Origin of the sequence: Paenibacillus sp. MSJ-34 (genome assembly GCF_018918005.1) — a bacterium.
Lineage (GTDB): Bacteria > Bacillota > Bacilli > Paenibacillales > Paenibacillaceae > MSJ-34.
In genome coordinates, this window is the sequence record NZ_JAHLPR010000083.1 from 1 (window position 1) to 14643 (window position 14643).

Annotated in this window: 11 protein-coding genes; 9 read left to right on the plus strand and 2 right to left on the minus strand. The window is 45.0% G+C overall.

The features are described 5' to 3' along the window. Positions 1-207 precede the first annotated feature (207 nt). From KQI79_RS26315 to KQI79_RS28505, 8 genes are all read left to right on the plus strand, one after another. Entirely contained in the window at positions 208-591 is a 384-nt protein-coding gene (locus KQI79_RS26315; protein ID WP_216541316.1) for a sigma factor-like helix-turn-helix DNA-binding protein, read from the plus strand. A 74-nt stretch (positions 592-665) separates the two neighbouring features. Then, positions 666-866 carry a helix-turn-helix domain-containing protein gene (locus KQI79_RS26320; protein ID WP_144942046.1) on the plus strand — a complete coding sequence of 67 codons (201 nt, stop codon included), beginning with the start codon at positions 666-668 and terminating at the stop codon, positions 864-866. A 637-nt stretch (positions 867-1503) separates the two neighbouring features. Then, on the plus strand, positions 1504-1683 hold the full coding sequence (locus tag KQI79_RS26325) for a helix-turn-helix domain-containing protein (RefSeq protein WP_225312825.1): 180 nt from the start codon (positions 1504-1506) through the stop codon (positions 1681-1683). 77 nt (positions 1684-1760) lie between these two features. Then, positions 1761-2915 (plus strand): phage head closure protein, encoded by a 1155-nt coding sequence (locus KQI79_RS26330; protein ID WP_144942050.1) that lies wholly within the window; start codon positions 1761-1763, stop codon positions 2913-2915. Positions 2916-3279: 364 nt separating this feature from the next. Next, positions 3280-4071 (plus strand): ParA family protein, encoded by a 792-nt coding sequence (locus KQI79_RS26335; RefSeq protein WP_216541317.1) that lies wholly within the window; start codon positions 3280-3282, stop codon positions 4069-4071. Then, positions 4061-5095 (plus strand): ParB N-terminal domain-containing protein, encoded by a 1035-nt coding sequence (locus tag KQI79_RS26340; protein ID WP_216541318.1) that lies wholly within the window; start codon positions 4061-4063, stop codon positions 5093-5095. Before KQI79_RS26335 ends, KQI79_RS26340 begins: the two co-directional genes overlap by 11 nt. Beyond that, entirely contained in the window at positions 5092-5532 is a 441-nt protein-coding gene (locus KQI79_RS26345; protein WP_216541319.1) for a DUF6075 family protein, read from the plus strand. Before KQI79_RS26340 ends, KQI79_RS26345 begins: the two co-directional genes overlap by 4 nt. 38 nt (positions 5533-5570) lie before the next feature. Further along, entirely contained in the window at positions 5571-12182 is a 6612-nt protein-coding gene (locus KQI79_RS28505) for a helicase-related protein (RefSeq protein ID WP_483311417.1), read from the plus strand. 158 nt (positions 12183-12340) lie between these two features. On the opposite strand, the gene KQI79_RS26360 is transcribed toward KQI79_RS28505, so the two are convergent. Together KQI79_RS26360 and KQI79_RS27880 are read right to left on the minus strand one after the other, a co-directional pair. Beyond that, positions 12341-13558 carry an IS256 family transposase gene (locus KQI79_RS26360; RefSeq protein WP_173600261.1) on the minus strand — a complete coding sequence of 406 codons (1218 nt, stop codon included), beginning with the start codon at positions 13556-13558 and terminating at the stop codon, positions 12341-12343. 129 nt (positions 13559-13687) lie between these two features. Then, positions 13688-14044: an aspartyl-phosphate phosphatase Spo0E family protein gene (locus KQI79_RS27880; protein WP_253298425.1), complete on the minus strand. Its 357-nt coding sequence runs from the start codon at positions 14042-14044 to the stop codon at positions 13688-13690. Positions 14045-14146: 102 nt separating this feature from the next. Between KQI79_RS27880 and KQI79_RS26370 the strand changes: the two genes are divergently transcribed. Then, positions 14147-14503, plus strand: a complete 357-nt coding sequence (locus KQI79_RS26370; RefSeq protein WP_216541322.1) for a helix-turn-helix domain-containing protein — start codon at positions 14147-14149, stop codon at positions 14501-14503. Positions 14504-14643 lie beyond the last annotated feature (140 nt).

Here is a 14643-nt window from a genome sequence, read left to right on the forward strand (position 1 = left end):
TTCATGAAAATCACCCAATTCATTAGAGATAGGCAATAAAAAAAGCCTTCTCGGCGATTATTGGGGTGATTTTGAAAAGTCAAGAGGAATGTTTGTTCGCACCCCATGTTTGGGGGTGAAACAATAAAGACCCTAGCTAGGAGGCTAGAGCCTACAACGGAATGTGAATTCCGAGAAGCTTATTACTTAATGAGGAGGTGTAACATTATGGAAAAAAAGAGTAGCACTATAATCGCAATTGAAAAAGGATTTAGTCGTTATGTTAACTCATGCCTTAGTCGTGCTAGCCGTGATTATTTCAGAAGACTTAACCGGGAATACCAGCGATTGGTACCATATGATGAAAATGTTCCCGAGGTAGGTTTTACTTGCAAAATAATTGTATGCCCTTTTATTCATGTCGAAAAACGTTTAAGCCTGTCACAGGCAATGCAAAGCTTAAGTCCTTCCGAAAGAAAACTACTGTACCTGAAATTCTATGGGGAAAGGACCGACAAAGAAATAGCCAATTTGTTTGGCGTAACTAGACAAGCTATAACGAAATCCAAAATCAACTTGTTAATTCGGCTTAAAAGTTATATCGATTGTTAAGAAAGCATTGATCAGATACCGTGCTCCTCCTAACCGCTTTGGAACTATAACTTACTAAAAAGGAGGAGCATGGAATGCGTGAAATTATGGAATTAATTCACTTAGCCCAGCAGGGTGATCGACAAGCAGTAGCCGAACTAATTGAGCGCTATGAGCCTCTGATCAACAAATACTCTCGCTATCATGGTGTGATCAATGAAGACTGCAGACAACAACTGGTCATTGAGTTTATTTTGGCGATTCGCCGTTTTGATCTTGACCGTTACAAGGAATAGGGAAAAGCCGAGCCGTAGAATGAATATTCTGCTGCTCGGCATTTCTCGGTTGAAGATGGAACTTCGCTTTACTCCGATTCTCCGAAACTACAAACTTTCCCTCGCAATTTAATAAAAATATTTATCGCTCAAGTTGCCTTTTAAAGTGAATACCCCTATTTATTTTGTAGGAGATGCAAAAAGCCTTTGATCTCCGATATCCACGTGATCATTGAAAATTCCATATACACATTTCGAGTACATTCCTCTTGTACCCGCGAAAAGCGGAAAGCGACCGGACGGAAGCGCGAAGACTGCCAGTTCTTATTAGCAAGAGCGATAACTTCTGGTCCCAATCAATCTGTGGTGGGTTGAATCGCCATGACCTGCAAGAGGGATAATGATACTTCTGCCCGGCCAGCATCACTGCATTGGGGGCAGCCCGCTCGAATGAGGGGGAGTTTCCGTAAAAAATCGGAGCTATGATGCCGTATAACCAGCGGCAGCTTGAAATGTGCTTTTTTCTGTTCACGGTATTGATACATAATTTCGTAGAAAGGAGATTGTGATGTCGTACAGTTCGTTCGATACATTATGTCAAAAAGAACCCTATGATTTAATGTTTCAAAATTATCCGGATGTCGTCAACGTTACTCAAATGTGCGAAATGTTGGGCGGCATCAGTACCAAAACTGCCTATAAACTGTTGCAAGCAAATCAAATTGAACACTTCAAAATTGGCAGAGCTTATAAAATTCCCAAGATCAATATTCTCCTCTATCTCCTTCGAATGACAAAAGATCATGCCCCTTCATACTGCAACGCTTTAGTGCATTGAATTACCAGTTGTACTATGTTACACTAGAATCGTCAATGGTAGGAGATTGGGGCTGCTATATCAAGGAGGGACATGGTTTGGTAGCAGGCCACCTACAGGAGAAGAAAGGTTATTTCTATATCGTCTTAAATTATAAAGATGAGCAAGGTAAAAGGAAAAACAAATGGATTTCCACGGGTTTACCCGTAAAAGGCAACAAGAAGAAAGCCGAAGCATTACTTATTGAAGCTCGCAAAAATTTCGAAACTCCTCAGCAAGCAGATAAAGAAGACCTGTTATTCTCTGACTTCATGCTTCAATGGCTGGAAATGATGAAGCACCGTATTGAAATCACAACTTATGCTTCCTATTCTAACGCTGTAAAAGGCAGGATAGCACCTTACTTCAAGGAAAAAGGGATTTTGCTTCAAGAATTGCAACCGAATCACATCCAGGAATTTTATCAATATGAATTAGAAGTTCGCCGTGTTACAGCTAATACAGTTATCCATTTCCACGCGAATATCCGCAAAGCGCTTCAATATGCGTTCAAAACGAATATGATTCCCTCAAATCCCGCAGATAAAGTCGAACGTCCAAAGAAAAATACATTTGTCGGCAGTTTTTACGACAGGGAAGAAATGAAGAAGCTGTTCGAAGCGGTAAAGGGCGATCCAATCGAGCTAGCGGTTCTGCTCTCGGCATTTTACGGATTACGTCGAAGCGAAGTTGTGGGGCTAAAGTGGGATTCGATTGATTTCAAAAATAAAACCATTACCATTCAGCATACGGTAATTGAAGTATCTGTCGAAGGGAAGTATATAACCGTGGAGAAGGATCGTACAAAAAACAAATCAAGTCATCGCTCTCTGCCATTGGTTGCAGCGTTCGAAGAACTTCTTTTACGAATAAAGGAACAACAAGAACAATACAGACGCCTGTATAGAGACTCCTACTGTACTGATTACCTCGATTACATTTATCTGGACAAGCTGGGGCATCGGATCAAGCCGGGGTATATTACGCAACATTTTCCTATCGTACTCTCTAGGCATAAATTGCGGAGAATTCGCTATCACGATCTGAGACATAGCTGCGCCAGTCTACTTCTCGCCAATGGAGTGAGTATGAAAGAAATTCAAGAATGGCTGGGGCATAGCGATTTCTCAACAACAGCAAATATCTATGCACATTTGGACGTCAGTACGAAAATCACATCAGCCCATGCAATGAGCGAATGTTTACAGTTTTAAATAATAAAAAAGTTCCTCGGGCTAATCCCAAAGAACATCGTAGTTTTATTATTGGTGCTGGTGAAGGGACTTGAACCCCCACTCCGTCGCCGGAAGCGGATTTTGAGTCGCGAGTGTTATTATAACACATGCGGAAGTTAAGTCAAAGAAGAAGAATTTAGAACCCGCGAAAAGCCTTGTAAAATCAAGGTTTTTCGCGGGTTTTTCTGTTTTTTTCAGGGTTCAAAAGGCTTTGGGGATTTTCTCAAAAAAAGATGAGATTTTTAGAACGTTCGAGATAACTCGGAGAGAACTAAGGAAGAACAAGCCCGCTCCCTACCATTGACACATTATTCGGAGCGCATGCTCCAGGGAGGGTGTTCTTATGTCCAAAACAACGGTCATCACTATTGCAAACCAAAAAGGAGGAACCGGTAAAACCACGACCGCCTACAACTTGGCTTATGCCTTATCCAATGAAGGAAAAAAAGTATTACTAGTCGATTTTGACCCGCAGGGCAATTTGACAATGTGCTTTGGTATCGAAAACCCGGATCAACTCAAGCTCTCGATGTTTAATATCATGAATGCCATCATGAGCGATGAGCCACTTCCAACTCCAGACGAATACATTCATTCTCACGGCAACATCGACCTGATTCCGAGCAACATCGAATTGTCCGTTGCCGAAATCAATCTGCGGGATGAAATGGGCGGAGAGAAAACGTTGGCTTCCCTACTGGAACCGATGAAACATAAATACGATTACATCATTATCGATACGAATCCTTCCCTCGGCCTCCTTACAATCAACGCACTCGCAACCAGCGACCGAGTACTTATTCCGGTCAATCCGCAACTGTGGTCCGCCACGGGTTTGACCCAATTGCTTAAAATTATCGTCAAAGTGAAAAAACGCATTAATCCAAGGATTGGTATCGAGGGCATCTTAATGACCATGTGTGATACCAGAACGAACTTATACAAGGAAGCTTTTCGTCTTGTGAAAGTTTATTACCGGGAAACTTTCCGTATCTTCGATGTTCAAATCCCGCTTTCTGTTAAAGTCGGGGAAGCCAACTTTTACAGTCAAAGCATTATCGAGTTTCATCCAAAATCCAAAGTAGCCTTGGCTTACCAAAGCTTGGCGAAGGAGTTGATCCAAAATGGCAAGTAAACGCCCTACGCCCAAGCTCTCCAGTATTGATGAACTGCTGCTTTTGTCAGAAGAAGCAAAAGTACCGGAAACCATGACCGGAACAGGTGTAACCCAGCTACTTTTATCTGACTTGGTTCCATTTTACAACCACCCCTTCAAGTTATATGAAGGGAATAAGCTGGATGAACTAGTTGAGAGTGTTATGGAAAACGGAGTGTTGATTCCGATCATCGTCCGACCAAAAGAACCCAATGGTTATGAAATCCTGTCCGGGCATAACCGTGCGAATGCTGCGAAAGCTGCCGGTTTAATCTCTGTTCCTTCTATTATAATGGACAATCTTACAGAGGCCGAAGCCGTCATCATCGTGGTGGACACTAATTTCCATCAACGTTCTATCCAGGATATGCTGCCCAGCGAACTGGCTCGTGCCCTGCATATGCAGCTTGAAGCTTGTAAGGAAGCCAAGCAAAAGCAAAACAAATTAAACCAGCTTGAGAAAGCCGAAAACCCTAGTCACAGCAGCGTTTCCGAAGCCTCTGTCCCAGTGGGACAGGGAGCTTGGAGCGTAATTGAAGTTTCTGAAAAAAACGACATGAGTCCTACCAACATCAAGCGTTATTTACGTCTCAATCATTTAGTCCCTGAATTGTTAGAACGAGTCGATCAGGGAGAAATCAAACTACGCCCTGCTGTAGATCTGTCTTATTTGAAACTGGAAGAACAGCAAACCGTGGAAACCTTGATTCAGGAACAAGGCTACAAGGTGGATATGAAAAAATCGGAGTTGCTAAGAGGAAAGTCCGAAAACCGTCATTGTACTAAACAGATCATTAAGTCCATTCTTTCCGGTGAAGCCACCCGGAGACCAAAAAGCAAAACCCCCGCCCCTTTTAAGTTGAAACATAAAATTTACACCAAATACTTTTCGCCGGATAGCAAAGCGGCGGAAGTCGAAGAAATCATCGACAAAGCGCTAACCTTATATTTCTCGCAACACCCCAAAGAAAACCACGATCCAGACAAGGAGGAATTCCAATGATTTTTAAAGACGTTGCCCATGAACAATTTTATGAAGGTAACGTGGTCCGCACTCATCGTCAGCACGATCCTTACCGTAAGGCCCTCTTTTATCTTTTGGGACTAACAGAAGACACCCGTAGAAATATCAACGATCTATACAATTTCAAAGAGGATAGCATCCGACTGGAGGGATTGAACGAAGGTTGGCAGACCGGGACCACTTCCCGTCTTACGCGATTGGCATTCAATTTATATACCGGTTATACAGGAGAAAGCGAAGAGGATGCTCGTTATTATAGCCCCTACTATCTGTTTGACAACGGCTTATTGCCCTACTTTTTTGAAGCGGTTAAACTTCGCTACCCTTCCTACGCCTCTGATTTATCGCAGAGTTGGACATCGTTTCAACCTTTCACTAACCACGGCAGAGATGTATGGGATGAACTGGAGCACTAAAAACGCAATTCAAACCATGGAGGAAGGAGGACAACCATATGGCACGCGCTAAACAATTGAAATCGTTGTATGAATCAGGCGTATCCTACATCTCAAATTCGCCGGAAACCTGGACGGACTATCTGACCTTTGCTTCCGGTATTTATAAATATTCCTTCGACAATGCCCTGCTGATCTATATGCAAAACCCTACCGCAACCATGCTGGCCTCCTTGCCTCTTTGTAACAAATTGGGGCGTTATGTTTCCAAAGGAGAAAAAGCGATCGCCGTTTGCGATTATCGCGATGCCGGGTTAACGCTGGATTATTTATTTGACGTAACCCAAACTTACGGTAAGGCCGCGCCAAAAACATGGAGTTTGGAACATCTGGATATTGCTGAATTGGCAGGGCGACTGACTTCCTACGATACCGATAATCTCAGCGAATGTATCAGTATAATGGTCAGACAAAGCATCGCTTCTTTAGATGTGTCTATGCAGGATATGGAACTGGACATGGCTGATCATCTGTTTGGTTCGATTCCTACCGGGGGCATTGAAGATCAAATGTTGGAGTTGATCGAAGCGAGCAGTCGTTTTTTCATTCATCAGCGCTGCGGCTTGCCGGAATCCGTCCTCTCTCCAGCCTTTGATACAATCCCTCATTGGAATACCGTGCCTCTCATGTCCCGGCTCGGCGGACTCGTCACCGAGTTATCCAAAGAAATCCTGATGGACATCGGGAGACATGTCAAAATCATAGAACAGGAAAGGAGTATGACACATGACCGAAATCAAGGTGAATCTGAATTATTCCGAACAGACGGACGGCCTGCTTTATCCCCAACTGCAAATCTCCAATCAAGCGGAGGCCGACCAACAGCCCCTGGGCAAATACGGGCGAATGGCGCTGAACTATTTGCGCAATCATCATCCACAGAGGTTCATGAGCTTAAAAATGCAAGGGAACCTGATGGAAAAAATGCATCAGGCGGATCAGGAAGCCAACGAGAAGATGAACCAGCTCACCGAACAGCTTCTCCGACTTCGTCCGATGCCGCAGACCGAAGACATTTTGGAGCGGACACGCCACCTGAATCAGATCAAGTCCACAGCCGAGGAACTGGTACTGAACGACATCGTACTGAAACCGAGATAACCAAATCAAAGCCGAATCATGAACCGCCTGTCAGCGGTTCTTTTTTTGCACCTAAACAGGAGACCGACAGCATCAGGCATGACGCCGAAGATATGCTGGAGCACCTGCTGCGCAGCGACCGAGGCGGATTGGTGATCAAACCGCGTGTGTATCAATTTGTTACGGAAGTTCCTCAACCCGTAAAAACGGTTAAACTGGCCACATTACTCAAGTCCCTTTACGGAATCGGCGGTGCTAGAGGAGAATTCGGCAGCGGTTTAAGCGGATTCGACTACAAAGGCAAAGGGATCGAGTTGTATTGGACGGATGCGGATGGAGAACATCAGGCTTCGTTCACATGGAATAAAGTCGCCACTAAGATTCTGGAACTGATCCGAGATGGCCGTTATGATGAGAACTTTGCTCCCTTCCCTCCCGTTGAACCGAAATGGACATTGTTCGATTATGCCTTGCAAATAGGACATCAGGAAACGGTCGATGAGCAGGATGCAGGCGACCAGACAACCGTAACGCTTGAAGAAGTGGAGAATCAAGATGTTCCAGACCTTGAAACGGAATACAAAAATCACGGATTAGTTGTCAAGGTATCGAATGACCCCACCTCTTCACCCACTCGCATCAATGCTGTCAACTATCGTTTCAATCCAGAGAACTCTCCTTACGTTTCAGGCTCGAAAAGCAAATACAAGCGGAATGTGGAAGCCATTCGACTGCTCAAGCAACTGGAATATGAACAGCGCTTAGCTAACCCGGAGGAACAACAGATTTTGGCCGGTTATGTCGGGTGGGGCGGCTTGGTCAACGCCTTTCATCCATCCGCCCCCGGTTGGGAAAACGAGTACCAGGAACTGAGACATTTGCTGGATGAAACGGAATATGCAGCGGCGCGGAATTCTACCATCACTGCTTTTTATACCGAGCCATTCCTTATTGAACACATCCATGCCACGTTGCATCGTTTTGGTCTTACGGATGGAACAGGCCGTAAACTGCTGGAACCCTCCATGGGAACCGGAAATTTCTTCTCTGTTTTGCCTCTGGATTGGCAGCGGGCCGAGCTTCATGGCGTGGAACTGGACAGCATTACAGGCAGAATCTCACGGCAGCTATATCCTCAAGCAACTATACATCTGAAAGGGTTTGAAACGGTTGATTTTCAGGACAATCATTTTGATGCCATATTCAGTAATATCCCGTTTCACAATATTCGTGTTTTTGACCGGCGTTACACCAGCAATTACCTGATCCATGATTATTTTTTCGTCAAATCTTTAGACCTGCTCAAACCCGGCGGTATCTTGGCTTTTATCGTCAGCAAAGGAACTTTGGACAAACAGGATTCCTCCGTTCGAGAAGTGCTGGCACGAAAAGCAAACCTGATCGGAGCCGCACGCCTGCCCAACACGACTTTTCAATCGCTGGCCGGAGCCGAAGTCACGACCGACATCGTTTTTTTGCAAAAACGGGAACAGCCGCTAATGTCATTGAAAAAAGAAGACATGCCCGAGTGGGTATTTACCGATGTTACCGAAGATGGTATACCGATCAACCGTTACTATCTCTCTCATCCTGAAATGGTGCTGGGTCGCATGGTTTGGGATCGCGGCATGTATGGGCCGGAGCAAACGACAGCTTGTGTGCCGTATGACAATCAGGAGCTGTCTCCCATGCTAGAGCAAGCGCTCAGTACTCTTCAAGCCTCCTTCCCTGATGCATCGGAGCAAACATCGGAGACAAGCTTGCCGGATGTGCTGGATGAGGAAGAAGTCAAACCGATCAAAGCGCCTCCCGGAACCAAAAATTTCACCTACCTGTTACAGCAAGGACAAATTTATTACTGTGAAAACGGCTATTTGTTGCATCAAGACATCAAGGGCAAAAAAGCCGAACGAATCAAGGGATTATGCGAAATCAAGCTGGCGCTTTTGGATGTCATTCAAATTCAATCCCATGAGTATGGCTATGACGAAGCAGAATTAAAGCAGGCACAACAGCGACTCAATCAGGTATACGACCGCTTTGTCCAACAACACGGTTTTATTAATGACCGAGCGAATACAGCCGCTTTTGCTGATGACGATCAACTGCCACTCTTACGGTCTATCGAAGATCAGACTTCGGAGAAAACATGGGAGAAGGCGGCCATCTTTACCAGACCAACTATCAAGATGAACCGTCTGCCTGACCATACGGATAGCGCTCTGGAAGCTTTGCAAATTTGCTTAAATCAACGGCTCCGGGTCGATTTGCCGTATATCGCCCACTTATGCGGCAAAACGGTCCCCGAAGTGCGGGATGAACTGGGCGATCGCATCTTCCTCAATCCGCAAAAATATACCGGCGATGAGGACGAAGGATGGGAAATGGATGAGGAATATTTGTCTGGAAACGTCAAAGACAAGTTAGCTTATGCCACATTAAAGGCCCAGGAACATCCCGGCTTGTTTGAGCGTAATGTGGCGGCGTTAACCCGCGTTCAACCTGCTCCGCTGTCACCCGGCGATATCGATTTTCGTATTGGCAGCCCGTGGATTCCCGTACGCTATTATCGGGATTTTATGTTTGAAACTTTCGGTACATCCCAAACATTTCAAAGAACCCAGGCCATAGATGTTGAGTACTTGGAATACACCAATACGTGGCGTGTATCCGGCAAAACGTTGGAACGGAACTCCATTAAAGTCAATCAGACGTATGGTACCCATCGCGTCAATGCATACGAGATCTTTGAAAGCAGCCTGAATTTACAAAGTATCACGATCCGGGATCCGGTCACCTACTTGGACAGTAACGGCAAGGAGCAAGTCAAGTACGTCGTCAATGCCAAAGAAACAATGATTGCACGCGCCAAGCAACAGCAAATGAAAGAAGCCTTCGGAGCCTGGCTGTTCCGGGATAAGGAACGGTCGGATACCTTACTCACCATTTACAACGACAAGTTCAATACGATTCGCCCCCGCAACTATGATGGCGATCATCTGGTGTTCCAAGGCATGAATGAAGAAATGGCGCTGCGGAAGCACCAGAAAGATGTCGCGGCACGAATTATCTATTCCGGTACTGCGCTCATGGCTCACGAAGTCGGCGCAGGCAAAACCGCCGCCATGATTGCCGCTGGCATGTACTTGAAGCGCATCGGCGCGATCCAAAAACCGATATACTGCGTTCCCAATCATTTAACCGAACAATGGTCCAATGAGTTTCTTCGCTTCTTCCCTACTGCCAATATTCTGGTGACGACAAAAAAAGATTTTACCCTGGCCAATCGGCAGCGCTTTGTCTCACGGATTGCGATGGGAGACTATGATGCGATCATCATCGGCCATAGCCAATTCGAAAAGATTCCCATCTCCAAAGAACGTCAGGAGCAACTCCTGCAGGATGAAATCCGCAACATCTCCGAAATGATCGACCAAATGAAGAAAGAAAAGGGAGACAATTGGAGCGTCAAACAAATGGTCGTCTTTGAGAATAACCTGAAGTCTCGTCTGGAACGATTGGCGAATGATGAAAAAAAAGACGACCTGCTGACCTTCGAACAGCTTGGCGTTGATATGCTATTTGTGGATGAGGCCCATGCCTATAAAAACTGCTTCACGTTCACAAAAATGCGCAATGTTGCTGGAATCGGCAAAAGCAGCAGTCAACGGGCCATGGATATGTTGCTGAAATGTCAATACTTGCAGGAGATCAACCAAGGGCGGGGCGTCGTATTTGCTACGGGTACACCCATTAGCAACAGCATGTCTGAAATGTATGTGATGCAGCGCTATCTTCAACCAAACCTGTTGCAAAAGCTGGGCCTGAATTTCTTTGACAACTGGGCGGCGACATTCGGCGAGGTCGTCACCTCGTTGGAGATTACCCCGGAAGGAAGCGGCTACCGGATGAAATCCCGCTTTGCCAAGTTTCATAACTTGCCGGAACTGATGAGCCTATTTCGTCTTGTTGCCGATATTCAAACAGCCGACATGCTCAATCTTCCCACACCGCAATTGGAAGGCGACAAAGCAACCATCGTTGTCAGCGAATGTACGCCTTATCAAAAAATGATGATGGATGAATTTGTCGAGCGGGCCGAGAAAATACGCAACAGTGAGGTAGATGCTACAGAAGATAACATGCTAAAACTGACGCACGAGGCGAAACTCATGTCCATTGATCCCCGGTTGGTGGATGAAGATGCCCCCTCGGACCCGAACTCCAAACTGAATCGCTGTATCTCGAACGTCTTTGACATTTGGAAGAAAACTCAGGATGATCGGCTCACTCAGGTGATCTTTTGCGATAGCGGCACACCAAAGCCGGGACAATTTAACGTTTATGACGAGATCAAAACCCAACTGGTAGATTCCGGTGTACCCGAACAAGAAATCGCTTTTATTCATGATGCGAAGACCGATGTGCAACGGGAAGAACTTTTTGAAAAAGTTCGCCGCGGCGAAGTCCGCATATTACTTGGATCGACGCAGAAAATGGGGACCGGCACCAATGTACAAGATCGGCTCATAGCCGCCCACCATTTGGATTGTCCCTGGAGGCCGGCAGACATTACGCAGCGTGATGGCCGTATTCTGCGGCAAGGCAACCGGAACGAAGTCGTCCAGATTTTCCGTTATGTCACCAAAGGGACGTTCGACTCTTACCTATGGCAAATCCAGGAACAAAAGCTCCGATACATCTCCCAGGTCATGACCGGGAAAAGTATTTCCCGCTCCTGCGAAGATGCCGATGAAACGGTACTTTCCGCAGCCGAAGTAAAAGCCATTGCAACCGCAAATCCACTGCTGGCGGAGAAAATGCAGGTAGACAACGAAGTCATTCGCTTGAAACTATTACAATCCAATTGGCATAACGAGCGCATGATGTTAGAAGGCAAAATCAAGCAGTATCCGCACTTGATCGAAAAGATACAACAGGAAATCAAGGATTTACAGGCGGACATTCAATTGTCCCGCCAGTCCATGAATCAACCTTTTGTCATCGAATTGGATAGAAAAACATTTACGGAACGCCCCAAGGCGGGCGAGTTGCTTCTTCTCCTTTTCAACATGACGGTATTGCAGCCTGATGAATCCCTGCGAATCGGATCTTATCGGGGATTCGACCTTTTGCTTGCCCGTCAATCGATGTACAACATTCATCTGGAGATTAAAGGAGCAAAAAGCTACGCCATTGATTTAGGCGAATCGGAACTGGGCAATATTTCTCGTATCGAGAATGCCATTGAAAAAATCTCTTCTTTGTTGCAAGAAGCTGAACAGAAACAAAAAGATATGCATGACCAACTTATGGCTGCCCAAAACGAGATTAATAAACCTTTTGAATTTGAACAAAAATTGCAGGAGATGGTAGCCCGACAATCCGAGATTAATTCGGCACTGGAGTTTGAGGAACTACAAGGGCAAGAAATCGTGATGGATGAGCACGCCGAGGAAGAACGATCCGATCACAAAGAAAAGTCCTTTGAGTTGGAAAGAGAAGAAGGGAATGTAAATTATTTTGTGTAAATGGGTTTTTAAGAAATGAAGAGTTACATCATAGGCTTTACATGGAGGGGCGGGCGTGATAGGCTTGTTTGCCATGCGATGCATATTTTACTGGCATCGCCCAATCGCAAGAAATCATGCCCGCAGAGGCTCCATGTCAAGCCGACTCAACAGTTGGATTATGCGGACAGTTCCCCTTGCAATCGATCTCCAAAATGGATGGCAAGTTGCGATATACATTCTTTCCAACTCCGAAGCGGCATAGTCCATTTCTTCGATGCCTCAACGGTAGCCAGATAGATGATTTTCCGTAGAGCATCATCGGATGGATAAGCCGTTTTTGTCTTTGTGACCTTACGGAGTTGCCGATGATAGCCCTCGATGATATTCGTCGTATAAATCATCTTGCGTATCTCTGGGGGATAGCTGAAATAGGCGGTCAGTTCGAGCCAGTTGTTTTCCCAGGAGCGAATAATGATGGGGTACTTCTTTCCCCACTTGTCTTTGAACGTAGAAAAAGCAGTCTCAGCTTCTTCTAACGTAAGGGCTTGATAGACTTTCTTTAAATCTGCCAAGACTAACTTTTCTTCTTTGAACGGAACATATTTCATAGAGTTACGAATCTGGTGGATGACGCACAGTTGAATTTGGGTTTTCGGAAAAGCAGCATGGATCGCCTCAGAAAACCCTGAAAGACCGTCCTTGCAGGCGATGAGAATGTCTTCTACACCACGGCTTTTCAGCTCTGTACACACATTGAGCCAGAAGCTTGCACTTTCGTGCTCGCCGATCCAAATGCCCAAAATGTCCTTATGACCAGACATAGTAATGCCAAGAACGCTGTATGCTGCTTTGTTAACGATACGATTCTCTTGCCGAACTTTGAAGTGAATAGCATCAAGAAACACGATCGGATAGACTCGATCAAGTGGTCTGCATTGCCATTCTGCCACCATCGGCATAATCTTGTCGGTTACTTTACTGACCATCGTAGGAGACACGTCGATCCCATACAGATCCTTCATGTGTTCTTCAATATCGCGAGTAGACATACCTTTGGCGTAGAGTGCAATGATTTGCTCTTCCAAGCCATTTGTGGTCGTTTCATGCTTCTTCACAATGTGAGGTTCAAATTCGCCGTTGCGATCACGGGGGACACGAATTTCTGTATTGCCGAACTTTGTTTTCAGCGTCTTTTTGCTATACCCATTCCGACTATTTCCTGAATGATCGCCATCGGCACTATGTTTGGCATAGCCCAAATGGTCATCCATTTCTGCTTCAAACAACTGCTGGATGGTGTCACGGAACAAATCTTTTAGCATGATGTGCACGTCCTCGATGGTTCGGCAATCCTTCGCTAACTCCTTGATGGTCATGTCTCTCTTGTCTTGCATAAATGATCATCTCCTTAATGGGAAGTTTAACCATTTACACAAAACTTTTTACGCTCTCGAGAAGAATAGACAATCCGTCTACAATTCAAATCTCCATTTGTCCCGAAACCTTCATATTTTCCTCGTGCTCTACTTTATCCCACTTTGTCGGATTATTCGTTTGGTGCGTTTCCAGTGTTCATATTCATTAAGGACTTTATCAAGCTCTGCTGATTTTTTAACCACCTCGGGTGATCGAATGCCTAATTCCTTTGCCAGCGAATTCAATTCGTTACGAAGAAATTCGATTTTTCCGAGTAGCTTATTTTCAACCAAACCAGATCCCCCTGTTATAGTATTTCTCCAGGGTTCATGCATACTGGTGTCGTTTCTTTTTTGTATCTCTGATGGCTTCCCCTTTTCAGCTCTATACCATTTGCTTCTCTTTTGAATTTCGATAAATCTAAAATCTGCCCACCATATCCTGCCAGATTTAGTATAGCTCATTCTCTCATTAAGGACAATTTAAATTTATAAATGTCCTTGGAAGTACCTCATGCCTTTTCTAATAATCGTCTACACTTCTATATGAGAGGTGTTGATGATTCTATGGAAGCTTCTATTGTCATCCTTGTCGGTGCTAAAATCAAACTATATCGTCAAGCGAAAAATTGGACACAGGAACGTTTAGCCGAAGAGATTGGTTCCACCCCATCCTATATTGGAAGGCTGGAGCGCGGCGAGCAGAATGTAAAACTGCAAACAATTGAAAAGATCGCTAAAGCATTAGAAGTAAACATAAACCTATTTTTTGAAGACGAAGAGGAAGGCTTTTTACGATCCAAGAAATGGGTTTGGGAGAGCATGACATTATTGTTGCAGCAAAGCGAGGCTCGGCAACATCGTTTGTATCGAATTTTAAAAGAAATCGTCGCTCATGACGAAAATAATAAGAAAAACGCCTGACGGCGTCCTTTAAGTTCGTGCATCTCCGTTCATACGTACCAAAGTAAGCTGGGGTATGGGGATCTTCTTCCCCTGTCCCCAGTCTACTTTTTCACATCATTTATCCTGTATTCATAGCCATGAACTCCTTTGTAATAATC

Coding starts and splice junctions, on each gene's coding strand:
- KQI79_RS26340 (WP_216541318.1), top strand. CDS start 4,061: ATGGCAAGTAAACGCCCTACGCCCAAGCTCTCCAGTATTGATGAACTG.
- KQI79_RS26335 (WP_216541317.1), top strand. CDS start 3,280: ATGTCCAAAACAACGGTCATCACTATTGCAAACCAAAAAGGAGGAACC.
- KQI79_RS26360 (WP_173600261.1), bottom strand. CDS start 13,558: ATGCAAGACAAGAGAGACATGACCATCAAGGAGTTAGCGAAGGATTGC.
- KQI79_RS26315 (WP_216541316.1), top strand. CDS start 208: ATGGAAAAAAAGAGTAGCACTATAATCGCAATTGAAAAAGGATTTAGT.
- KQI79_RS26320 (WP_144942046.1), top strand. CDS start 666: ATGCGTGAAATTATGGAATTAATTCACTTAGCCCAGCAGGGTGATCGA.
- KQI79_RS28505 (WP_483311417.1), top strand. CDS start 5,571: ATGGCACGCGCTAAACAATTGAAATCGTTGTATGAATCAGGCGTATCC.
- KQI79_RS27880 (WP_253298425.1), bottom strand. CDS start 14,044: ATGAGCTATACTAAATCTGGCAGGATATGGTGGGCAGATTTTAGATTT.
- KQI79_RS26325 (WP_225312825.1), top strand. CDS start 1,504: ATGTGCGAAATGTTGGGCGGCATCAGTACCAAAACTGCCTATAAACTG.
- KQI79_RS26370 (WP_216541322.1), top strand. CDS start 14,147: ATGGAAGCTTCTATTGTCATCCTTGTCGGTGCTAAAATCAAACTATAT.
- KQI79_RS26345 (WP_216541319.1), top strand. CDS start 5,092: ATGATTTTTAAAGACGTTGCCCATGAACAATTTTATGAAGGTAACGTG.